At 71.7% G+C, this 21,015-nt stretch carries 22 protein-coding genes; 15 read left to right on the forward strand and 7 right to left on the reverse strand.

Annotated elements, in window-relative coordinates; translation table 11 throughout:
* The first annotated feature begins 145 nt into the window (after positions 1–145).
* From ACZ4M5_RS30990 to pstB, 10 genes are all read left to right on the forward strand, one after another.
* Positions 146–538, forward strand: a complete 393-nt coding sequence (locus tag ACZ4M5_RS30990; RefSeq protein WP_467741735.1) for a GntR family transcriptional regulator — start codon at positions 146–148, stop codon at positions 536–538.
* Positions 535–1,419 (forward strand): ABC transporter ATP-binding protein, encoded by an 885-nt coding sequence (locus ACZ4M5_RS30995; protein WP_467741737.1) that lies wholly within the window; start codon positions 535–537, stop codon positions 1,417–1,419. The genes ACZ4M5_RS30990 and ACZ4M5_RS30995 overlap by 4 nt, the downstream gene beginning before the upstream one ends.
* Complete coding sequence (locus tag ACZ4M5_RS31000; RefSeq protein ID WP_467741739.1) at positions 1,416–2,273, forward strand: ABC transporter permease; 858 nt, start codon at positions 1,416–1,418, stop codon at positions 2,271–2,273. The genes ACZ4M5_RS30995 and ACZ4M5_RS31000 overlap by 4 nt, the downstream gene beginning before the upstream one ends.
* A gap of 167 nt (positions 2,274–2,440) precedes the next feature.
* Positions 2,441–4,807, forward strand: a complete 2,367-nt coding sequence (locus ACZ4M5_RS31005; RefSeq protein WP_467741741.1) for an RNA degradosome polyphosphate kinase — start codon at positions 2,441–2,443, stop codon at positions 4,805–4,807.
* Positions 4,788–5,927 (forward strand): CHAD domain-containing protein, encoded by a 1,140-nt coding sequence (locus ACZ4M5_RS31010; RefSeq protein ID WP_467741743.1) that lies wholly within the window; start codon positions 4,788–4,790, stop codon positions 5,925–5,927. Before ACZ4M5_RS31005 ends, ACZ4M5_RS31010 begins: the two co-directional genes overlap by 20 nt.
* A gap of 51 nt (positions 5,928–5,978) precedes the next feature.
* Positions 5,979–6,413, forward strand: coding sequence for an NUDIX hydrolase (locus ACZ4M5_RS31015; RefSeq protein WP_467741745.1), 435 nt, complete (start codon positions 5,979–5,981; stop codon positions 6,411–6,413).
* 296 nt (positions 6,414–6,709) lie between these two features.
* Positions 6,710–7,840, forward strand: a complete 1,131-nt coding sequence (pstS, locus tag ACZ4M5_RS31020) for a phosphate ABC transporter substrate-binding protein PstS (RefSeq protein ID WP_467741747.1) — start codon at positions 6,710–6,712, stop codon at positions 7,838–7,840.
* A 103-nt stretch (positions 7,841–7,943) separates the two neighbouring features.
* On the forward strand, positions 7,944–8,945 hold the full coding sequence (gene pstC / locus ACZ4M5_RS31025) for a phosphate ABC transporter permease subunit PstC (RefSeq protein ID WP_467741748.1): 1,002 nt from the start codon (positions 7,944–7,946) through the stop codon (positions 8,943–8,945).
* Positions 8,942–10,003 (forward strand): phosphate ABC transporter permease PstA, encoded by a 1,062-nt coding sequence (pstA, locus tag ACZ4M5_RS31030; protein ID WP_467741750.1) that lies wholly within the window; start codon positions 8,942–8,944, stop codon positions 10,001–10,003. The genes pstC and pstA overlap by 4 nt, the downstream gene beginning before the upstream one ends.
* A gap of 70 nt (positions 10,004–10,073) precedes the next feature.
* The gene (gene pstB, locus ACZ4M5_RS31035) at positions 10,074–10,850 is read left to right on the forward strand and encodes a phosphate ABC transporter ATP-binding protein PstB (protein WP_467741752.1); all 777 of its coding nucleotides are present in this window, start codon (positions 10,074–10,076) and stop codon (positions 10,848–10,850) included.
* 114 nt (positions 10,851–10,964) lie between these two features.
* On the opposite strand, the gene ACZ4M5_RS31040 is transcribed toward pstB, so the two are convergent.
* Together ACZ4M5_RS31040 and ACZ4M5_RS31045 are read right to left on the reverse strand one after the other, a co-directional pair.
* Positions 10,965–11,963: an inorganic phosphate transporter gene (locus tag ACZ4M5_RS31040; protein ID WP_369194740.1), complete on the reverse strand. Its 999-nt coding sequence runs from the start codon at positions 11,961–11,963 to the stop codon at positions 10,965–10,967.
* 7 nt (positions 11,964–11,970) lie between these two features.
* Positions 11,971–12,591 carry a DUF47 domain-containing protein gene (locus ACZ4M5_RS31045; RefSeq protein WP_362235767.1) on the reverse strand — a complete coding sequence of 207 codons (621 nt, stop codon included), beginning with the start codon at positions 12,589–12,591 and terminating at the stop codon, positions 11,971–11,973.
* Between the two features lie 203 nt (positions 12,592–12,794).
* Between ACZ4M5_RS31045 and ACZ4M5_RS31050 the strand changes: the two genes are divergently transcribed.
* Positions 12,795–13,172 (forward strand): metal-sensitive transcriptional regulator, encoded by a 378-nt coding sequence (locus ACZ4M5_RS31050; protein ID WP_451876850.1) that lies wholly within the window; start codon positions 12,795–12,797, stop codon positions 13,170–13,172.
* A gap of 15 nt (positions 13,173–13,187) precedes the next feature.
* Here the strand turns inward: ACZ4M5_RS31050 and ACZ4M5_RS31055 are convergent, their stop codons facing one another.
* A complete protein-coding gene (locus ACZ4M5_RS31055; RefSeq protein WP_369194770.1) occupies positions 13,188–13,355 on the reverse strand; it encodes a hypothetical protein in 168 nt (55 codons plus the stop codon).
* A 91-nt stretch (positions 13,356–13,446) separates the two neighbouring features.
* Positions 13,447–14,298, reverse strand: coding sequence for an SCO4651 family lipoprotein (locus tag ACZ4M5_RS31060; protein ID WP_467741756.1), 852 nt, complete (start codon positions 14,296–14,298; stop codon positions 13,447–13,449).
* A gap of 137 nt (positions 14,299–14,435) precedes the next feature.
* Between ACZ4M5_RS31060 and ACZ4M5_RS31065 the strand changes: the two genes are divergently transcribed.
* On the forward strand, positions 14,436–14,606 hold the full coding sequence (locus tag ACZ4M5_RS31065; RefSeq protein ID WP_467741758.1) for a hypothetical protein: 171 nt from the start codon (positions 14,436–14,438) through the stop codon (positions 14,604–14,606).
* A 167-nt stretch (positions 14,607–14,773) separates the two neighbouring features.
* A complete protein-coding gene (locus tag ACZ4M5_RS31070; RefSeq protein WP_467741760.1) occupies positions 14,774–16,324 on the forward strand; it encodes an FAD-binding oxidoreductase in 1,551 nt (516 codons plus the stop codon).
* A 25-nt stretch (positions 16,325–16,349) separates the two neighbouring features.
* On the opposite strand, the gene ACZ4M5_RS31075 is transcribed toward ACZ4M5_RS31070, so the two are convergent.
* The 3 genes from ACZ4M5_RS31075 to ACZ4M5_RS31085 all read right to left on the reverse strand — a co-directional run bounded on the left by ACZ4M5_RS31075 (position 16,350) and on the right by ACZ4M5_RS31085 (position 19,434).
* Complete coding sequence (locus ACZ4M5_RS31075) at positions 16,350–17,048, reverse strand: phosphatase PAP2 family protein (RefSeq protein ID WP_467741762.1); 699 nt, start codon at positions 17,046–17,048, stop codon at positions 16,350–16,352.
* Between the two features lie 246 nt (positions 17,049–17,294).
* Positions 17,295–18,296 carry a bifunctional lytic transglycosylase/C40 family peptidase gene (locus ACZ4M5_RS31080; RefSeq protein ID WP_467741764.1) on the reverse strand — a complete coding sequence of 334 codons (1,002 nt, stop codon included), beginning with the start codon at positions 18,294–18,296 and terminating at the stop codon, positions 17,295–17,297.
* Between the two features lie 202 nt (positions 18,297–18,498).
* Positions 18,499–19,434 carry an oxidoreductase gene (locus ACZ4M5_RS31085; RefSeq protein WP_467741766.1) on the reverse strand — a complete coding sequence of 312 codons (936 nt, stop codon included), beginning with the start codon at positions 19,432–19,434 and terminating at the stop codon, positions 18,499–18,501.
* A gap of 71 nt (positions 19,435–19,505) precedes the next feature.
* Here ACZ4M5_RS31085 and ACZ4M5_RS31090 point away from each other — a divergent pair, with 71 nt between their 5' ends.
* Complete coding sequence (locus ACZ4M5_RS31090; RefSeq protein ID WP_467741768.1) at positions 19,506–20,108, forward strand: TetR/AcrR family transcriptional regulator; 603 nt, start codon at positions 19,506–19,508, stop codon at positions 20,106–20,108.
* A gap of 500 nt (positions 20,109–20,608) precedes the next feature.
* Positions 20,609–20,917: a hypothetical protein gene (locus tag ACZ4M5_RS31095; RefSeq protein ID WP_333935173.1), complete on the forward strand. Its 309-nt coding sequence runs from the start codon at positions 20,609–20,611 to the stop codon at positions 20,915–20,917.
* Positions 20,918–21,015 lie beyond the last annotated feature (98 nt).

Below are 21,015 nucleotides of genomic sequence, written 5' to 3' on the forward strand. Positions count from 1 at the left end.
TGGTGAGCATCTGCACAACCATTGGTTGTTCCGACAGCGACGCGGGCCGGGACCGGCCAACATCCCAGCCGCGCCCCCGCTTGACTTCCGCCGGAGTCTTCCACCACCCTTTCACTACTCAATTAGTGAAAGGGTGGTTCAGGCAGTGGTCGAATACCGCATCGACCGGCGCAGCGGCGTGGCCACCTACGTCCAGATCGTCCAGCAGACCAAGCAGGCCCTGCGCCTGGGCCTGCTTGAGCCGGGCGACCGGCTCCCCACGGCCCGCGAGGTCGTGGAGGCCACCGCCATCAACCCGAACACCGTGCTCAAGGCCTACCGGGAGCTGGAGCGCGAGGGCCTGGTCGAGGCCCGTCGCGGACTCGGCACCTTCGTACGCCGGTCCCTGGGCGCCGCCCCCGTCGACTCCCCGCTGCGCGCGGAGCTGGACGCCTGGGCGGCCCGGGCCCGTGAGGCCGGCCTGGAGCGCGAGGACGTGGCCGCCCTTTTCGCTTCCGTACTCGACACGCAGTTCACACAGACCAAGGGGGACGCATGACCGACACCGCCATCGAGGCGGCCGGACTGGGCAGGAGGTACGGGCTCCGCCGCCGGCCGGCGCTGGACGGGTGCTCCCTCCGGCTCCCGGCCGGCCGCGTCTGCGCCCTCGTGGGCCCCAACGGCGCCGGCAAGTCCACCCTGCTGGCCCTCGCGGCCGGGCTGCTGCGCCCCACCGAGGGCACCGTCACCGTGCTCGGCACCACCCCGGCGGCGGCCCGTGAGCGCCTCGCGTACGTCGCCCAGAACAAGCCGCTGTACCCCCAGCTCACCGTCGCGGGCACGCTGCGGCTGGGCCGGGACCTCAACCCGAGGCGCTGGCACGCCCGGACCGCCGAGCGGATCGTGGCCGAGGGCGACCTCGACCCCGGCGCCCGGATCCGCTCCCTCTCCGGCGGCCAACGCACCCGGGTCGCCCTCGCCCTGGCCCTCGGGAAGCGTCCCGAGCTGCTGCTCCTGGACGAGCCGATGGCCGACCTCGACCCGCTCGCGCGGCACCAGCTGATGGCCACGCTCATGGCCGACGCCGCCGACCACGGCACCACGGTTGTCATGTCCTCGCATGTCGTCGCGGAGCTGGCGGGCTCGTGCGACCACCTGCTGCTGCTCGGCCGCGGCCGGGTCCGGCTGGCCGGGCCGCTGGACGACCTGCTCGCCGCGCACACCCTGGTCACGGCCCGGGCGGGCGACTCCCTGGCCCCGCACACCGTGGTCGAGTCCCGCACCACCGGCCGCCAGCTGACCGCCCTGGTCCGGCCCGCGGGTGCCCTCGGCGACGCACGGCACGGCGACCGCCCCTCCCTGGAGGAGGTCGTCCTGGCCCACCTGCGTTCCCCTGACTCCCCTTCGCTGCTGCTCGACCCGCAGGAGGCCGCCGTATGACCGCCGTGACGGACGCGACCCCGGTCGCCGCCCCCCGGTTCCCTGGGTCGCGCGGGCTGTTCCTCGCCGGGCTGCGCGTGCACCGCTCGGCGCTGGTCTTCTGGATCGGGCTGGTCGCGGTGGCCGCGGGGGCGCTGCTGTGGGCGCTCGGCCCGGGGGCGGACGCCGCGTGGGCCGAGTACCGGCAGATGGGCTGCACCAAGGGCAGCCCGACCCTGGGCTGCGACATTCCCGGACCCGCCATGTTCCGGTACGAGACCGTGATGACGGTCGCCGAGGGCCTGTTCTCCCTGGTGCCGGTGTTCACCGGCGCCTGGGCGGGCGGGCTGGTCGGCCGCGAGCTGGAGGACGGCACCGCCCGCCTGGCCTGGACCCAGTCCGTCACCCCGGCCCGCTGGCTCGCCGCCAAGCTGGCCGTCCCGGCCCTGCTGCTGGTGCCGGGCACCCTCGCGCTGACCCTGCTGCACCGCACCCTGTGGGCCTCGGACCACCACCTGATCCGGGCCATCGGCTGGTACGAGTGGCACGACGACAGCGTCTTCGAGGCCAACGGCGTCCTCGCCACCGTCCACCCCCTGGCCGCCCTCGCCCTGGGCGTCCTCGCGGGCGTGGTCCTGCGCCGCGCCCTGCCCGCCCTCGGTGCCGCCGTCCTGGCCGTTGCGGCTCTGATCTGGGCGCTCGACGAGGTGCGCCCGCATCTGTGGCCGACCCCGCCCGGGACGCCTTCGCTGATGCACAAGCACCCGGCGTCCCACTTCTGGCCCCTGCAACTGGTCGAGACGTCCCTGGTGCTGGCCGTCGCCGCCCTGGCCGCCACCGCCGCGTTCGCCCTGCTGGCCCGGCGCCTGCCCTGAGCCCGGTCCGCGCGTCCGTCCACGGGGGGACGGACGCGCGGGCCGACACCTCCGCACGCCCCGACCGCCCCACCCGCCCCTCTCGCACCCCGGCGGGCCGCCCCCCGGTGTCCCGCACGTCATGTCTCCGTAACCGTCGATTCAGACGGGCTTGCGACGCTCGGCCAATGAATCCCGCCGTGCCAGAGCCGTCGCCGCCCCCGATGGGGCTCGCGGGGAACGGGAGCGCTCATGAGACTCCGCCGCTCGCGCCCGCGCCGTCCGACGCGCCCGTGATGCTCGCGGCGCGGAAGAATGGGTCCATGAGCCAGCCGAACACCCAGGCACAGGTCCAGCACCCGCAACCCTCCGTGGGCTCCATCGCGGCCCACCGCCCGCACACCGTCGCCGCCGTCGTGTCCGACCTGGAACCCGACATCGACGCCGACCTCGACGCCTACGAGGAGTCGCCGTACGACGGGCCCCAGCTGCCCCAGGGCCGGTTCCTCGACCGGGAGCGCAGCTGGCTCGCGTTCAACGAGCGGGTGCTCGAACTCGCCGAGGACCCGAACACGCCCCTGCTGGAGCGGGCCAACTTCCTCGCGATCTTCGCCAGCAACCTGGACGAGTTCTTCATGGTCCGGGTCGCCGGCCTCAAGCGCCGCATCGCCACCGGCGTGGCCACCCGCTCCGCCTCCGGCCTGCAGCCCCGCGAGGTGCTGGAGATGATCTGGGCGCGCTCCCGCGAGCTCATGGCCCGCCACGCCGCCTGCTACCACGAGGACGTCGCCCCCGCACTCGCGGAGGAGGGCATCCACCTGGTCCGCTGGAGCGAGCTGCAGGAGAAGGAGCAGGCCCGCCTGTTCACCCTGTTCCGGCACCAGATCTTCCCCGTGCTGACCCCGCTGGCGGTCGACCCGGCGCACCCCTTCCCGTACATCTCCGGCCTGTCGCTGAACCTGGCCGTCGTCGTGCGCAACCCGGTCACCGGCCACAAGCACTTCGCCCGGGTCAAGGTGCCGCCGCTGCTGTCCCGCTTCCTGGAGAGCTCCCCCGGCCGCTACGTCCCCATCGAGGACGTCATCGCCGCGCACCTGGAGGAGCTGTTCCCGGGCATGGAGGTGCTGGAGCACCACGCCTTCCGCCTCACCCGCAACGAGGACCTGGAGGTCGAGGAGGACGACACCGAGAACCTGCTCCAGGCCCTGGAGAAGGAACTCATGCGGCGCCGCTTCGGCCCGCCGGTGCGCCTGGAGGTCGAGGAGTCCATCGACCGCGATGTCCTGGACCTGCTGGTGCGCGAGCTGAAGATCAGCGAGGCCGAGGTGTACCCGCTGCCGGGCCCGCTGGACCTCACCGGCCTCTTCCGCATCGCCTCGCTGGACCGGCCCGAGCTGAAGTACCGCAAGTTCGTCGCCGGCACCCACCGCGACCTCGCCGAGGTCGAGTCGGCGTCCGCGCCGGACATCTTCGCCGCGCTGCGCGAACGGGACGTGCTGCTGCACCACCCGTACGACTCCTTCTCCACCTCCGTGCAGGCCTTCCTGGAACAGGCCGCCGGGGACCCCGACGTGCTCGCCATCAAGCAGACCCTGTACCGCACCTCGGGCGACTCCCCGATAGTCGACGCGCTCATCGAGGCCGCCGAGTCCGGCAAGCAGGTCCTGGTCCTGGTCGAGATCAAGGCCCGCTTCGACGAGCACGCCAACATCAAGTGGGCCCGCAAGCTGGAGGAGTCCGGCTGCCACGTGGTCTACGGCCTGGTCGGGCTGAAGACCCACTGCAAGCTGTCGCTGGTGGTCCGCCAGGAAGGCGAGACGCTGCGCCGCTACAGCCACGTCGGCACCGGCAACTACCACCCGAAGACGGCCCGCCTCTACGAGGACCTCGGCCTGCTCACGGCCGACCCGCAGGTCGGGGCGGACCTCTCCGACCTGTTCAACCGGCTCTCCGGCTACTCCCGCCGCGAGACCTACCGCAGGCTGCTCGTCGCCCCCAAGTCCCTGCGCGACGGGCTGGTCTCGCGGATCACCAAGGAGATACAGCACCACCGCGCGGGGCGTCCCGCGTACGTCCGCATCAAGGTCAACTCGATGGTCGACGAGGCCGTCATCGACGCCTGCTACCGCGCCGCCCAGGCCGGGGTGCCGGTGGACATCTGGGTGCGCGGCATCTGCGCCGTGCGCCCGGGCGTCGCCGGCCTGTCGGAGAACATCCGGGTCCGCTCCATCCTGGGCCGGTTCCTGGAGCACTCCCGGGTCTTCGCCTTCGGCAACGGCGGCGAGCCCGAGGTGTGGATCGGCAGCGCCGACATGATGCACCGCAACCTCGACCGCCGGATAGAGGCCCTGGTCCGCGTCACCGACCCGGCCCACCGGGCGGCCCTGAACCGGCTGCTGGAGACCGGCATGTCCGACTCCACCGCCTCCTGGCACCTCGGCCCGGACGGCGAGTGGACCCGGCACGCCACCGACGCGGACGGCCAGCCCCTGCGCAACGTCCAGGAGATGCTCATAGACGCCCGGAGGCGCCGGCGTGGCACAGCGACACCTTGACCCGACGGGCCCCCGGCCCGGGACCGCCGCGCCCCTGGCGGACTCCCGCCCGGGGGCCGTCGCGACCGCCCCGACCGGTGACGCCCTCGCGGGCTATCTGCGGGCCCAGGCCACGGAGTTCCTCCGGGCCCTGCGCCTGCACCGCGAGACGGGGGCGGGGGCGAACGGCTCGGAGGGTTCGGCCGAAGCGGCCCGTGCCCTGCGCCGCTCGGCCCGCCGGATCAGCGCGAGCCTGCACACCTTCCAGCCCCTGCTGGACACCGACTGGTGCGAGGCGGTGCGCCCCGAACTGGCCTGGGTGTCGGGCACCCTGGCGATGGAGCACGCCTGCACGGCCCGCCTGGAACGCCTGCTGGCCGCCCTGCACCGCCTGTCGGGTTCCACCGCCTTCCCGGGCGCGGCCGGCCCGCCTCCCGGCGGCCGGGCCCCCGGTGCGGCGCCCGTCCCGGCCGGGGCGGCTCCCCGGGGCGCCACCGCGGCCCCGGAACGCGGCAACCTCACCGTCGGGGCGGCGAAGGCGGGCGCCCTGCTCGACCGCCAGCTCACCCTCGCCCGCACCCGCGCCCACTCCACCGCCCTGCAGGCCCTGGGCAGCAGCCGCTTCCACGCCGTCGCCGACAAGGTCGCCGTGCTGGCCAGCGAGGTCCCCCTCACCGGCCCGGCCGCCACGAGCGACCTGCGCCCCCTCGCCGTGGCGGCCGAGGACCGGCTCACCGACGCCGTGAGCGCCCTGCCCCTGGTCACCGCGGGCAGCCCCTACAACGCCGCGGCCCTCGTCCACGGGCTGTCCCCCGACACCGTGGCGCACCCCCAGGACGCCCCCTGGCACCAGGTCCGTCTGCTGCTGCGCCTGCACCGCTACGCCCGTGAGACGGTCAGCGGCCCCCGCGGCAACGCCGTCGTCGACCTGCGCCTGCTCGCCGCGGGCCAGGCGCTGAACCTGCACCGGGACGCCTCGGAGGCGGCAGCGGCGGCGGCCCAGGCGGCCCGTACGCCGCGGATCGCCCCGGCCACGGCGTACGCGCTCGGCGTGCTCCACGCCGATCAGCGGCACGAGGTGGAGGCGGCACGTTTCGCTTTCCAGCAGGCCTGGCAGAAGGAGACCGTCGGCGCGTCATGACAACCGTCGGCGCGTCATGACCGGGCCGGGCGACAGGAGGCGGTGAACGGCGTGAGCACTCCCGGGGACGGCACGGTCCTGGCGGCCGGCTGTGTGCTGTGGCGCCGCTCCCCCGCCGGCGGCGAGCTGCGGCTCTGCCTGGTCCACCGGCCGAAATACGACGACTGGTCGTGGCCGAAGGGGAAGCTCAAGCGCGGCGAGGAGGCCCTCGCCGGCGCACTGCGCGAGGTCGCGGAGGAGACGGGCTGCCGGGCCGTGCCGGGCCCGGAGCTGTCCACCCTGCGTTACCTGGCGGGCGGCCGTCCCAAGCAGGTCCGGTACTGGGCCGCCGAGGCCGTGTCCGGCGCGTTCACCCCGTCGGACGAGGTCGACCGGGTGCTGTGGCTGGCTCCCGGCGCGGCCCGGGACCGGCTCACCCGGCCCCAGGACCGGCTCCTGGTCGACGAGTTGCTCACCGCGCTGCGGCTGCCCGGCACCGCAGGCTGACAAGACCGCCGGCTGACCGACCCGTCGACCGACCGAACCGTCGACTGACCGGAACGTCCGTTTTCGTCCGCCGGAACGGCATGCCGGCGTGCCCTCCCCGTGAGCATTCCGTTACCTCACCAGGCCTTAGACAGGGGTTCACCCCTCGTTCATGTGCGGCCATCGGCTCCTTCACCTGATCTGCCTAATTTCGGCCTTACCGACGCGAGCCGCGCCAAGCGAGCGGGTCCGCGTCCGCGTCACTCAGACTTCGCACGCCGCCGAATTCAGGACGGCGGCTCCCGGAAGGAACTCAAGTGAAGCTTCAGCGCATGAACCGGCGGGCCCTCGCTCTCGGTGCTCTCGCCGTCTCCGGCGCCCTGGCCCTCACGGCGTGCGGCTCCGACGACACCGGCGGCAACAGCGACGGCGGCGGCTCCTCCAACGCCGCGGCGCCGAGCAACGTCAAGTGCGACGACGCCAAGGGGCAGCTGCTCGCCGACGGCTCCTCCGCGCAGAAGAACGCCATCGACGCCTGGGTGAAGCAGTTCACCGCCGCCTGCCAGGGCCTGCAGATCAACTACAAGGGCGGCGGCTCCGGCGCCGGCGTCACCGCGTTCACCCAGGGCCAGGTGGCCTTCGCCGGTTCCGACTCGGCGCTGAAGCCCGACGAGGTCACCGCCTCCAAGAAGGTCTGCTCCGGCGGCCAGGGCATCGACCTGCCGATGGTCGGCGGCCCGATCGCGGTCGGCTACAACGTCAACGGCGTGGACAACCTCGTCCTGGACGCCCCGACCCTGGCGAAGATCTTCAACAACCAGATCACCAACTGGAACGACAAGGCGATCCAGAAGCTGAACCCCGACGCGAAGCTTCCGGACCTCAAGATCCAGGCGTTCCACCGCTCGGACGACTCCGGCACCACGGACAACTTCACCAAGTACCTGATGGCCACCGCCAAGAGCGACTGGCCCTACGACGGCGGCAAGACCTGGCAGGCCAAGGGCGGCCAGTCCGCCTCCGGCTCCTCCGGTGTCGCCCAGCAGGTGAAGCAGACCAACGGCGCCATCGGCTACTTCGAGCTGTCCTACGCCAAGGACGGCCTGAAGACCGTCGACCTCGACACGGGCGCCGCCCAGCCGGTGAAGGCCACCGTCGAGAACGCCACGAAGGCCATCTCCGAGGCCAAGGTCGTCGGCACCGGCAAGGACCTCGCCCTGGACCTGAACTACGCCACCAAGGCCGAGGGCGCCTACCCGATGGTCCTGGTCACCTACGAGATCGTCTGCGACAAGGGCAACAAGTCCGACACGCTGCCCGGCACCAAGGCGTTCCTGCGCTACATCGCCTCCGAGGACGGCCAGAAGATCCTCGCCGAGAACGACTACGCGCCGATCCCCGACGACATCATCGCCCAGGTCCGCACCACCATCGAGAGCCTGAGCTGACCCGCGTGCGGCCCGGCCCCCACCCCGGGACCGGGCCGCACCGTCCGGTGCACCGCCGCCAGTGGCCGTACCCCGCGTACGGCTCCGCAGACCGGAGAACCCGATGGGCACACCCACACAGATAACCGACGCACCTCCCCCCGCCTCACAACCGGCGATCGACAAGCGCGCCACGCGCGGCGCCACCCGGCCCGGAGACCGGATCTTCCTCGGCCTCTCCCGCGGCTCCGGCATCCTGCTGCTGGTGGTCATGGCCGCGATCGCGGTCTTCCTCACCTACCGGGCGACCCTCGCCATCAGCAAGGACGAGGGCAACTTCCTCACCACCTTCCAGTGGGACACCAACCTCGTCCCGCCGAACTTCGGCATCGCCGTCCTGGCCTTCGGCACGGTGGTCTCCTCGATCATCGCCATGGTCATCGCGGTCCCGGTCGCCGTCGCCATCGCCCTGTTCCTCACCCACTACGCCCCCCGCCGGCTGCGCGGCCCGATCGCCTACGTGATCGACCTGCTCGCCGCCGTGCCGTCGATCGTCTACGGCCTGTGGGGCGCCCTGGTCCTCGTCCCGCACATGAACGGCCTGTTCGGCTGGCTGGACGACTACCTCGGCTGGACCGGCGTCTTCTCCTGGGAGGGCGGCGCGCCCCGCTCGATGCTGACCGTCGGCATCCTGCTCGCGATCATGATCCTGCCGATCATCACCAACGTGAGCCGCGAGGTCTTCCGCCAGGTCCCGCAGATGCACGAGGAGGCCGCGCTGGCGCTCGGCGCCACCCGCTGGGAGGTGATCCGCATGGCGGTCATCCCCTTCGGCCGCTCCGGCGTCATCTCCGCCTCGATGCTCGGCCTCGGCCGCGCCCTCGGCGAGACCATGGCCGTCGCCACGGTGCTCTCCCCGACCTTCGACATCCAGGCCAGCCTGCTGGACCCGGGCGGCGGCACGTTCGCCCAGAACATCGCCAGCAAGTTCGGTGAGGCCACCGAGTTCGGCCGCGACGCGCTGATCGCCTCCGGCCTGGTCCTGTTCGTCATCACCCTGCTGGTCAACGGCGCGGCCCGCGCGATCATCGCCCGCCGCAAGGAGTACTCGGGGGCCAACGCATGAGCACCGCAACCCTGACCCCCAAGGGCCCCAGCACCCTGCGCGGCGCCCGCCTGCCCAAGTGGTCGCCCTACGCCATCGCCGGCGGCTCGATCGCCCTCGCGATCGGCATCGGCCTCGCCGCCGGACTGCACAGCCGCGTCCAGTGGGGCCTGATCGCCGCCATCCTCTACGTCGTCGGCACATACGCCATCGCCACGGCCGTCGAGGGCAAGCGGCAGGCCAAGGACCGCATCGCCACCTCCCTGGTCTGGGTCGCCTTCCTGCTCGCCGTCGTGCCGCTGGCCTCGCTGGTCTGGTCGACCGTCGTGCGCGGCGTGAAGGTCCTCGACGTCTACTTCCTGACGCACTCCATGGGCGTCGTGGCCGACACCGAACCCGGCGGCGGCATCTACCACGCCATCCTCGGCACCCTGCAGCAGGTCGGACTCGCCACGGTGATCGCCGCGCCGATCGGCGTGCTCACGGCGATCTACCTCGTCGAGTACGGCCGGGGCAACCTCTCCAAGGCCATCACGTTCTTCGTCGACGTCATGACCGGCATCCCGTCGATCGTCGCGGGCCTGTTCATCCTCAGCCTCATGCTGATGTTCGACATGCAGCCCTTCGGCTTCGCCGGCTCGCTGGCCCTGGCCATCCTGATGATGCCGGTGGTCGTCCGCTCCACGGAGGAAATGCTCAAGCTCGTCCCGAACGAGCTGCGCGAGGCCTCCCTGGCGCTCGGCGTCCCCAAGTGGCGCACCATCCTGAAGGTGGTCCTGCCGACCTCCATCGGCGGCATCACGACCGGCATCATGCTCGCCATCGCCCGCATCACCGGCGAGACCGCCCCGGTGCTGCTGCTGGTCTGGGGCAACGCGTTCATCAACGCCAACCCCTTCGAGGGCGCGCAGGCCTCGCTGCCGCTGTACATCTACCAGCAGTACGCGAACAGCGCGGGCTCCGGTGCGGCGTACGACCGCGCCTGGGCGGCCTCGCTGACCCTCATCGCCTTCGTGATGCTCCTGAACCTGGTGGCCCGCGGCATCGCCCGCTGGAAGGCCCCGAGCACCGGTCGCTGAAGCGTCAATCTGCGGCTACCACCGCGCGGGGCCACACAGCGACCCCCAGACACTTGGAAGTGAAGAAGCAATGGCCAAGCGAATCGACGTCAGCGGACTGACCGCCTACTACGGCTCCCACAAGGCGATCGAGGACATCTCGATGACCGTCGAGCCGCGCTCGGTGACGGCGTTCATCGGCCCCTCCGGCTGCGGCAAGTCGACGTTCCTGCGCACCCTGAACCGCATGCACGAGGTCACCTCGGGCGGCCGCGTCGAGGGCAAGGTGCTCCTGGACGACGAGGACCTCTACGGCACGGGCATCGACCCGGTGTCGGTCCGCCGCGAGGTCGGCATGGTGTTCCAGCGGCCGAACCCGTTCCCCACGATGTCGATCTTCGACAACGTCGCGGCGGGCCTGCGGCTGAACGGCAACTACAAGAAGAGCGAGCTCGCCGACATCGTCGAGCGCTCCCTCAAGGGCGCGAACCTCTGGAACGAGGTCAAGGACCGCCTGAACAAGCCCGGCTCGGGTCTGTCCGGCGGCCAGCAGCAGCGCCTGTGCATCGCCCGCGCCATCGCGGTCGAGCCGAACGTCCTGCTCATGGACGAGCCCTGCTCGGCCCTCGACCCCATCTCCACGCTGGCGATCGAGGACCTGATCGGCGAGCTCAAGGAGCGCTTCACGATCGTCATCGTGACGCACAACATGCAGCAGGCGGCCCGCGTCTCGGACCGCACGGCGTTCTTCAACCTCGCGGCGGTCGGCCAGCCCGGCCGGCTCATCGAGATCGACGAGACGGAGCGCATCTTCTCCAACCCGTCGGTCCAGGCCACCGAGGACTACATCTCCGGCCGCTTCGGCTGACCGCCCCCCTGCTCCTCGCGGTGCTGCATGGCGGTGCCACCGCGAGGCCGAAAAAGGGCCCGCCCCCACTCCCGGGGGCGGGCCCTCTCGCGTCGTACGGGCGGTGCAGGCGTCCTACAGGAACGCCAGGTTCACGATCCCGAAGGACGCCGCGGCCACCAGGGCGGCGGCCGGCATCGTGATGAACCAGCCCAGGATGATGTTCTTGGCGACTCCCCAGCGCACCGCGTTCACGCGCTTGGTGGCGCCCACGCCCATGATGGCGGAGGTGATCACGTGGGTGGTGGAGATGGGCGCCTTGAACAGGAACGCCGTGGTGAACATGATCGAGGCGCCGGTGGTCTCCGCGGCGAAGCCCTGCGGCGGGTCCAGCTCGATGATCTTGCGGCCCAGGGTCCGCATGATGCGCCAGCCGCCCGCGTAGGTGCCCAGCGACAGCATCACCGCACAGACGATCTTGACCCACACCGGGATCGGGTCGCCGTAGTCCTCGACGTCGGCGATGACGAGGGCCATCACCACGATGCCCATGGTCTTCTGCGCGTCCTGCAGACCGTGGCCGAGGGCCATGCCGGCCGCGGACACCGTCTGGGCTATGCGGAAACCGCGCTTGGCCTTGTGCGGGTTGGAGCGCCGGAACAGCCACAGGATGGCCGTCATCACCAGGTAACCGGCGATCAGGCCGACCACCGGCGAGATGAACATCGGGATGACGACCTTGTCCAGCACGCCGTGCCAGTAGACCGTCGTGCCGCCGGCCAGCGCCGCGCCCACCATGCCGCCGAACAGCGCGTGGGAGGACGAGGAGGGCAGGCCGAAGTACCAGGTGACGAGGTTCCAGGTGATCGCGCCGACGAGCGCGGCGAAGAGGATGCCCATCCCCTTCGAGCCCTCGGGCGTCTGGATCAGCCCCTCGCTGACGGTCTTGGCGACTCCCGAGCCCAGGAAGGCGCCGGCCAGGTTCATCACGGCGGCCATCGCCAGCGCGGCCTTCGGCGTCAGCGCCCGCGTGGACACGGACGTGGCGATGGCGTTCGCCGAGTCGTGGAAGCCGTTGGTGTACGTGAAGAAGAGCGCGACCCCGATGGTCGCGATCAGCGCGAAGGTGTCCATGAAGGGCTCAGGACTCCTTGACGGCGATGGTCTCCACCGTGTTCGCCACGTGCTCGAACGCGTCCGCCGCTTCCTCCAGCACGTCCACGATCTGCTTCAGCTTCAGCACGTCCATGGCGTCGTACTTGCCGTTGAAGAGATGCGCGAGCAGCTTGCGGTGGATCTGGTCGGCCTGGTTCTCCAGACGGTTGACCTCGATCCAGTACTCCGTGAGGTTCTCCATCGTCCGCAGGTGCGGCATCGCCTCGGCGGTCAGCTCCGCCGCGCGCGCCAGCACCTCGATCTGCTGGTCGACGCCCTTGGGCAGTTCCTCGACGTTGTAGAGGACGACCAGGTCGACGGCCTCCTCCATGAAGTCCATGATGTCGTCGAGGGACGAGGCGAGGGAGTAGATGTCCTCGCGGTCGAACGGCGTGATGAACGAGGAGTTCAGCTGGTGGAAGATCGCGTGCGTGGCGTCGTCACCTGCGTGTTCCGCGGCCCGCATACGCTCTGCGATCTCGGCCCGGGCGGAAGAGTCCGCCCCGAGCAGTTCCATCAGGAGCTTCGAGCCCGTGACGATGTTGTCCGCGGAGGCGGCGAACATGTCGTAGAAGCTCGTCTCCCTGGGGGTCAGACGAAAGCGCACGTGGGGTCCTCGGGGTGCTTCGGTTTCGGTCAGGCTGATGCTAGGCGCAACATCCGGCCACGGCTATCGGGCCGCCCACCAGTGTCGCCCATCGGGCACAGTGCTGAGCACGGGGGCGGCCCCAGGCCCGTATACCCGGGAAACTTCGGTACCATATACCCAGTAGGGGTATATGTCGGCGCACTGCCCACCAGGAGGACGCGATGACCGACGTGACCGACACGACAGATGTCGCGCATGTCACCCACGGCACCGCCGACACCACCGGCGCGGACGCCGTGACCGACCACGACCACGGGGTGCACGGGTACCACAAGCAGAAGGACGAGCACCTCAAGCGGCTGCGCCGCATCGAGGGCCAGATCCGCGGCCTGCAGCGCATGGTCGACGAGGACGTCTACTGCATCGACATACTCACGCAGGTCTCCGCCTCCACCAAGGCCCTGCAGTCCTTCGCGCTGCAACTGCTGGAGGAGCACCTGCGGCACTGCGTGGCCGACGCGGCCCTCAAGGGCGGTGACGAGATCGACGCCAAGGTGAAGGAGGCGACCCAGGCGATCGCCCGCATGCTGCGGACCTGACCCGGGCCCTGCCGTTCAGCGCCCGGAGGCTGCGCGCTCCTCGGCCACGTTCAGCACCTCGTCGATGCTCTCCAGGCTGAGCCGCTCCTGCGCGGCCGAGGCGGCGATGATGAGCTCGCCGCACAGCTCGATCTCGGCGAGGGCCACGTGGTCCTGAACTGCCGTACCGCCGACCGGAGCCACGCGCGTCACCTCGTCTCTGCCGTTACCGACTTCCTAGAGTAGGGAGCGGCGCACACACCGCGCATGGCACGGACGGGCTAGTTCGCGCCGGTCACTGCTCGGCGATCCGGCCCGCGTAGATGTCGCCGCCCTCCGGCAGCCGGACACGCGCCGGAGCGCCGAAATCGTAGAGCAGCGTGGTCGAGGCGACGGCCACCGGGTTCTTCTGCTGCCCGTTCAGGAAGCTGAAGCGGTGGCGGACCTTGCGGACGCGCCCCTCGTCGTCGAGGTAGACGTCGAAGGGGACCTCCGCCGTGGCGAACCCCTTGCCCGCCGCGCGCAGCGAGCCCGCGCTGCCGTCGGAGGCCCGCCGGGCCGCGGCGCCGAGGTCGGCCGTCCCCCGGTAGTGCCGCACCGCCGTGCCCGCGACCTCGCTCTCGCCCACGTACGTCGCCGTCCGCGTCCCGCGCAGGACCTCCGCCGCCGTGAACGGATCGGTGGCCCCGCCGGTGACGAGGTTGCCGTCGGTCAGGGTCCGGGTGTCCACCCGCACCCACTTGTCCGGCGGGACACCGGCGCCCCGGTTCTTCATGTACAGCGCGCCCGGCGCGAGCAGCTCGGTGATGGGCCGCCTCCCGGTGGGCTGCGCCGGGTCCGGCGGCAGCAGCACCGTCAGCCGGCCCGTGTGGTGGCGGAAGTCGTACACCCCGGCGCCCCGGATCGTCACCCGCGTCCCGCCGGCCGCCATCTCCATCGACGTCCGGGTCCGGGCGCTGCCCGCGTCCACCAGCCGGTCGGCGGCCCCGCGCAGCACGGCCACCGCGTCCCCGCCCCGGGAATCCCCGGCGACGGCGTCCCCGCCCGCGCACCCGCCCGCACCCAGCCCCGTCGCGGCCGCGATCCCGGCCGCGACGAGAGCCGCTCCCGTCCGCCCGCGCCACCGATCCCGCTGCCGCCCAGTCATCGCCTGCCTACCCCCAGCCGGTACGTCCGTCACGGGCCCCCTGTTGTTCCGGTTAACGACGGGTATGTGCCCTCGTCACGCGGGCGCCCACCGCCCGGCACCCGAGCACGTCACCCGGGGTGGGTAACGTGGTCGGCGTGGCGCAGCAGGACGGGCCGGAGCCCGACCCCGATCTCCTCGAACACCGCACGACGACCCAGGAGAAAGGCCGCTTCTGCATGGCCCGGTGCACCTGCGGCTGGTACGGCCCGGCACGACGGGCCCGCAGCCAGGCCCGCACGGACGCGGAACGCCACGCGACGGGCTGAAGCTCACGGCTGCCCCCCGCCACCCGCGCAACGCGCCCTGCCTGTGCGCTGTGCGCTGTGCGCTGTGCGCTGTGCGCTGTGCGCTGTGCGCTGTGCGCTGTGCGCTCCGGCATGGAACCCCCGCCGCCCTCCCCCCGTCTCCCACGGAGGAACCACCGGGAGGCCCCATGGAACGGCGCACAGTCCTCACCGCCGGCACCGCGGCGATCGCCGCCGCCGCGACCCCTTTCAGCACCGCCTGCACCCCGTCGGGCCCCCGCTCCGGGCCCCCGGCCGCCACCCCGCGCACCACCACGGCCTCGAAGTCCACCGCGGCCGACTGGTCCGCGCTGGCCCGCGATCTGGACGGCCCCCTGGTGCGCCCGGGCGACGCGGCCTGGAAGACGGCCCGTCAGCTGTACAACACCCGCTTCGACTCCCTGCGCCCCGCAGCCGTCGCCTACGTCTCCCACACGGACGACATCCGCACGGCCCTGGCCTACGCCCGGGTCCACTCCCTGCGCGTGGCGATCCGCAACGGCGGCCACTCCTACGGCGGCTGGTCCTCCGGCGACGGCCGGCTGATCCTCGACGTGTCGAAGCTCAACCGCGTGCGCGCCTCCGGCGACAGCGCGGTCGTCGGCGCCGGCGCCAAACTCATCGACGTCTACCGCGCCCTCGCCGCGAAGGGCGTCACCATCCCCGCGGGCTCCTGCCCCACGGTCGGGGTCTCCGGGCTGACCCTCGGCGGCGGTCACGGCGTGGTCTCCCGGGCCTACGGCCTGACCTGCGACAGCCTCACCCGGGCCACACTGATCACCGCGGACGGCAAGCAGCTCACCGCGGACTCCCGTGAGAACAAGGACCTGTTCTGGGCCCTGCGGGGAGCGGGCAACGGCAACTTCGGCGTGGTGACCGAGCTGCACTTCAAGACCCACCCGGCGCCCCAGGGTGTCTCGGCGTACCTGTCGTGGCCCTGGTCGAGGGCGGCGGCGGTGGTGCGGGCCTGGCAGGAGTGGGGCCCCGCGCAGCCCGACGAGATCTGGTCGTCCCTGCACCTGGCCAACGCCGCCGGGGGCACGCCCACCGTCTCGGTGGCCGCCTTCTCCCTGGGCACCTACGGCGAGTTGAAGAACGCCGTGGACCGTCTCGCGGACCGGGTCGGTGCCCCGGCGCGCAGCGTCTCCCTGAAGCGCCGCTCGTACGAGGAGTCGATGGAGGTGTACGCGGGCTGCTCCTCGTTCCCGACGGACGCGCAGTGCCATCTGCCCGGGACGACGCCGGGCCGCTCACCGCAGGGGGCTCTGGGTCGCGAGACGTACGCGGCGGCCTCGGACTTCTTCGACCGCTCGCTGTCCGCGGCCGGCATCCGCACGCTGCTGGACGGGATCGCGTCCGTGCGCGGCGGCACCGGCAGCATCGCCCTCACGGCCCTGGGCGGCGCGGTGAACCGCGTCTCCCCCACCGCCACGGCGTTCGTGCACCGCCGTTCGCGGATGCTGGCCCAGTACATCGGCGCCTGGCGGGCCGGGACGAGCGGCACGACCGCCCGCGACTGGCTGGCGTCGGCCCACCGGGCGATGCGCCCGCACGCCTCCGGCGCGGCCTACCAGAACTACACGGACCCGACGCTCACCGACTGGCGCACGGCGTACTACGGGGACGCGGCGACCCGGCTGACCAAGCTGAAGAAGCAGTACGACCCGGACCGCTTCTTCACCCACCCCCAGGCACTGTGACCCCGGGCCCCGCCCGGGGCCGCCTCTAGGCGGCCAGGTCGCGTTCGGAGGTGCGGTCGGTGCGCGCCTCCGGGATCACGGTGTCCCGGCCGGACGCCCCTCCCCGGGCCCGCACCAGCCACCCCGCGCGGGGCGACCGCTCGACCGCCTTCACCAGCGGCGTCAGCAGGGCCATGGCGACGGGCGACAGCAGCAGGGCCACGGCCGTGCCGAGCGCGAAACCGCCCACCACGTCCGTCGGGTAGTGCACTCCCATGTAGACCCGGATGAACCCGCCGAACAGCGCGAGCACCAGTCCGACGAGCCCGAACCTGCGGTTGGCGACGAAGAGTCCGACCGCCAGGGCCATCACGAGCGTGGCGTGGTCGCTGACGAACGAGTAGTCGGTCTTGCCCTGGACGAGCACCTCGAGGCCCTGGTGGTCCAGGAAGGGCCGGGGCCGTTCGACGAAGCCCCGTATCGGCACGTTCACCAGCACCGCGACGCCCGCGGCCAGCGGCGCCCAGACCAGCGCGGCGACCGTGGAGGCCGCGTCCTCGCCGCCGCGCCGCCGCACGGACCACCAGCAGCCGAGCACGAGCGCGACGATGGCGAGCAGCAGCCCGTACTCACCGACGTACTCCATGACCCGGTCGAACCACGGTGGGGCGGCCTTGGCCAGGCCGTTGATGTCGTAGAGCAGGTCGACGTCGGGGTTCGACCCGGAATCGGCGAGTCCAGCCATGGTGCTGCGGCCCCTTCGTCGTCTTGGCGGCGCACCCGTGCGTGCGCCGTGCCTTGCCACCCCCGTGGGTTGTAGATCCGCTTCCGCTGCACGCGTGCGTGACACGCGCTTCCTGACGTCTGCTCGGCTACGACATCAGGAACGCATGGTCCTCGTTGATACGTTCCACACTCCACCGAATGATCACGCAGACGTTATCGAAGAGAGATACGTCGTCGCAGCTCAGGGGGTGGGTTCACGCTCGGTTCACACCGCGGTGGGCAGCGCTTTCGCGCCATCTTCGGTGACGCGGGTGGCCCCGAAGTAGTCGGGCGTGTCGATCGGGTCGAACCGGATGACCGCACCGGTCCGCGGCGCGTCGATCATGTACCCACCGCCGACATAAATGCCGACATGCCGGATGGCCCGGGAATTGGTCAGGTCGTCCGAGAAGAACACCAGGTCGCCGGGGAGCAGTTCGTCCCGCGCGGGGTGCGGCCCCGCGTTGTACTGGTCGTTGGCCACCCGTGGCAGCTTGACGCCGACGCTGGCGTACGCGGCCTGGGTGAGCCCGGAGCAGTCGAAGCGTCCGCCCTGCTCAGGGGTGCCGGTGCCGCCCCAGAGGTACAGCGTGCCGAGCTTCTTCTGCGCGTACTCGATCGCACCCGCGGCCTGCTGCGAGGGATCGACCCGGCCCACGGGCGCGGCGAAGCTCTCGGAGAGGGTGGTGATCCGCTTCACGTAGTTCCGCGTCTCGCTGTACGGCGGCACGCCCCCGTACTTGATGACCGCGTACGCCCCCGCGTTGTAGGCGGCCAGCATGTTTTCGGTCGGATTTCCGCCAACCTTCTTCACGTACGAGGCGAGTTCGCAGTCGTAGGAGGCCGCCGAGGGAATCGCGTCCGCCGGGTCCCACACATCACGGTCCCCGTCCCCGTCGCCGTCGATGCCGTGACTGGCCCAGGTGCCGGGGATGAACTGCGCTATGCCCTGCGCGGCGGCGTGGCTCTGCGCCCGGGGGTTGAAGCCGCTCTCCTGGTACAGCTGCGCCGCGAGCAGCGCGGGGCTGATGGCGGGGCAGAGGTTGCCCCACTGCCGCACGAGGGGCTCGTACGCGGCGGGCACCGACCCCTTGGCCAGCGCTTTCGCCCCGCCGCCCAGGCCGTTGACGACGTTTCCGGCGACGAGGTAGACGCCGATCACGAGCAGCATCACGAAGGCGAGGGCGGAACTGATGGCGACGCCCGCCAGGATCCATGCCTTACGCACCGTCAACCGCCCCTCACAGCCCAGGAGTCCGCGAGCCAGTGTAGAGGCGGGCGCCCCGCACAGGAATGATCACGGGGAGGGGAGTCGGGGCGGACGGGGGAACGGCCGGCGCGGCCGGTACGGGCCGCGGCACGAGCGGCACGGCGGGGGCGCGCACGGCGCATCAAGACGGCACGGACGGCCCGCCGCCGTCCGATGTACGTCAGACGCTCCCCTGGCGCTCCCCACCGGGCAGCGGGTAGCGCGTGCCCGTCAGGTCCTCCGAGACGGTCCACAGCCGCCGGGCCGTCAGCGGGTCGCCGGCCGCGCGGGAGCGGCCGACCAGGGTGGGGGCGCCGCGCATCTCGCCGAGTCCGTCGGGGCCGACGTAGCTCGCGCCGGGCAGGTCCTGGGTCGCGGCGTACAGGGTGGGCAGGGCGCCCGCCCTGTCGTCCTGGGCGAGGAACCGGTTGCCCAGCCGCAGCAGGGCCCGGACCGCCGGGTTGGCCGTTCCGTTCTGGAGATTGGTGGAGGCGTAGCCCGGGTGCGCGGCCAGGGCGCGGACCGCGGAGCCCGACGCGGTCAGCCGGCGCTGGAGCTCCAGGGTGAACAGCAGGTTGGCCAGCTTGGACTGGGCGTAGGCGCGCTGCGGGGTGTAGCGCGACGCCAGGTTCAGGTCGTCGAACTCGATCCGGGCGCGGCCCCAGCGGTGGGCGCCGGAGGAGACGGTGACGACCCGGCCGGTGAGGTGCGGCAGCAGCAGGTTGGTCAGGGCGAAGTGCCCGAGGTGGTTCGTGCCGAACTGCGTCTCGAAGCCGTCTATGGTGCGCTGCTGCGGGAGCATCATCACGCCGGCGTTGTTGACGAGCAGGTGCAGCGGATCCCGCCAGGCCTCGGCGAAGGCCCGCACGGAGGACAGGTCGGCCAGGTCCAGCCGGCGCACCTCGGTGCTGCCCCGGACGGTGGCGGCGGCGGCCCGTCCGCGGTCGGTGTCCCGCACCGCGAGCACGACGTGCGCCCCCGCCCGGGCCAGCGCGTCGGCCGTGGTGAGCCCGATGCCGCTGTTGGCGCCGGTGACGACGGCGGTCCGCCCGGACAGGTCCGGGAGGCGGTCCGCGCGAAAGGTCTCGTTGCTCTGGAGGTCCGTCTTCTCAGCCATGAATCGAATGTAGGCGCCGTCAACAATGCTGTCAATGACAACAATGTCGACGCCGCCAACATCGAGTTACGATGGCGCACATGCCAGACAGCCGCCCCTATCACCACGGAGACCTGCGCTCCACCCTGCTCGCCGGCGCGGAACGCACCCTGCGGGAGAAGGGGGCCGGGGCGCTGTCCCTGCGCGAACTGGCCCGGGAGGCCGGCGTCAGCCACGCCGCGCCCGGCCGCCACTTCAAGGACAAGCAGGCCCTGCTCAACGCCCTGGCACTGACCGGCTACGACCGGCTCGGCCAGGCCCTGGAGAGCGCCGACGACCCGGCGCTCCCGCTGGAGCGGCGGCTGACCGTCCTGGCGCGGGCCTACCTCGCCTTCGCGATCGACCACGGCGAGCTGCTGGAGCTGATGTACGCCCGCAAGCACGAGCCGGACGCCTCCGAGCAGCTGACCGCGGCCGTCGACCGGACCGTGGGCTCCCTGGAGCGGGTCATCGCCGACGCCCAGGAACGCGGCGAGATCGTCGCGGGCGACCCGCACCACATCACCCTGCTGACCGGCGCCACCCTCCAGGGCATCGCCTCCTACGCATCGAGCGGCATGCTCGACCCCGCGAGCGCGCTCGACGGCATCGAGGAGCTCGTCCACCTCCTGCTGCACGGCCTCAAGCCCCGCTGACCCCGGGCGGCCGCATCACGCCGACGGACCACGGCACCACCGCCGCCCGGAGTACACCCACGGGGCCACCGACCCACCCCCGGCCCGCCCGCCGCTCCGTGACGCACCGTCACGGCCACATGCCGAGCCGGGCCGTGGCGGGTAGCCTTCATCCGGGAAGCACCGGCGCGACCCTCACCCGATCAGCCGTCAGAAACCGTCCGTGAAGGTGAGCAAGGCCGCAGGAGGGCACAACGACGGAACCACACACCAGGTTCCGCTCCCACCTCATTGCCCGGGGTGACCCGCCGTGATACACAGAGTGACCATACGATCCTTCGTACACCGTTCGCCGTCCCCCTCCCGGGCCGGCACCGAAACGGTGGCAAGGTTTTCGTACGAAACCCGTCCATCAATGACGCCAAGTCGACATACGACGGCATCATTGTCGGCGAGAATGATGCCTGACCTCTGCATGCCCGCAGGGGATGCGGAACTACCCACCAGGGGCGGTGACTTACATGCTCTTTGCGGCCGACAAGGGAGACATCAACACCATCATCGGCGGGATCGCTCCGGACTGGGGCCCCTTCGGCAGCCTGGGCACCGAGGCGAAGACGATGGTCCAGGTCGTGATGGCGTTCGCCATCCTGATCTGTCTCGGCATCGCCGTCTGGGGCGCCGCCAAGCAGCGCATCGGGGCGACGGCCCTGCGGGACACCTTCAGCGCGGAGCAGGGCAAGGGCCTCATCATCGCGGGCCTGACCGGCGTCTTCATCATCGGTTCCCTGGGCACGCTGTTCACGATCGTGTACGGCATGGCCGTGTAGGCCGGGCACCGTCCGTCCCGGCCGGCACGCCCGGCTCCCCCGCCCACCCCACCCGCCCGTCGTGCCCACCGGCTGAGGTTGCGTTTCCCTGATGTCGA

It is taken from the genome of Streptomyces sp. NPDC026246, from assembly GCF_055567995.1.

Coding starts and splice junctions, on each gene's coding strand:
- ACZ4M5_RS30995 (WP_467741737.1), top strand. CDS start 535: ATGACCGACACCGCCATCGAGGCGGCCGGACTGGGCAGGAGGTACGGG.
- ACZ4M5_RS31000 (WP_467741739.1), top strand. CDS start 1,416: ATGACCGCCGTGACGGACGCGACCCCGGTCGCCGCCCCCCGGTTCCCT.
- ACZ4M5_RS31005 (WP_467741741.1), top strand. CDS start 2,441: ATGAATCCCGCCGTGCCAGAGCCGTCGCCGCCCCCGATGGGGCTCGCG.
- pstC (WP_467741748.1), top strand. CDS start 7,944: ATGGGCACACCCACACAGATAACCGACGCACCTCCCCCCGCCTCACAA.
- pstA (WP_467741750.1), top strand. CDS start 8,942: ATGAGCACCGCAACCCTGACCCCCAAGGGCCCCAGCACCCTGCGCGGC.
- pstB (WP_467741752.1), top strand. CDS start 10,074: ATGGCCAAGCGAATCGACGTCAGCGGACTGACCGCCTACTACGGCTCC.
- ACZ4M5_RS31040 (WP_369194740.1), bottom strand. CDS start 11,963: ATGGACACCTTCGCGCTGATCGCGACCATCGGGGTCGCGCTCTTCTTC.
- ACZ4M5_RS31050 (WP_451876850.1), top strand. CDS start 12,795: ATGACCGACGTGACCGACACGACAGATGTCGCGCATGTCACCCACGGC.
- ACZ4M5_RS31060 (WP_467741756.1), bottom strand. CDS start 14,298: ATGACTGGGCGGCAGCGGGATCGGTGGCGCGGGCGGACGGGAGCGGCT.
- ACZ4M5_RS31070 (WP_467741760.1), top strand. CDS start 14,774: ATGGAACGGCGCACAGTCCTCACCGCCGGCACCGCGGCGATCGCCGCC.
- ACZ4M5_RS31075 (WP_467741762.1), bottom strand. CDS start 17,048: ATGGCTGGACTCGCCGATTCCGGGTCGAACCCCGACGTCGACCTGCTC.
- ACZ4M5_RS31085 (WP_467741766.1), bottom strand. CDS start 19,434: ATGGCTGAGAAGACGGACCTCCAGAGCAACGAGACCTTTCGCGCGGAC.
- ACZ4M5_RS31090 (WP_467741768.1), top strand. CDS start 19,506: ATGGCGCACATGCCAGACAGCCGCCCCTATCACCACGGAGACCTGCGC.
- ACZ4M5_RS31095 (WP_333935173.1), top strand. CDS start 20,609: ATGCTCTTTGCGGCCGACAAGGGAGACATCAACACCATCATCGGCGGG.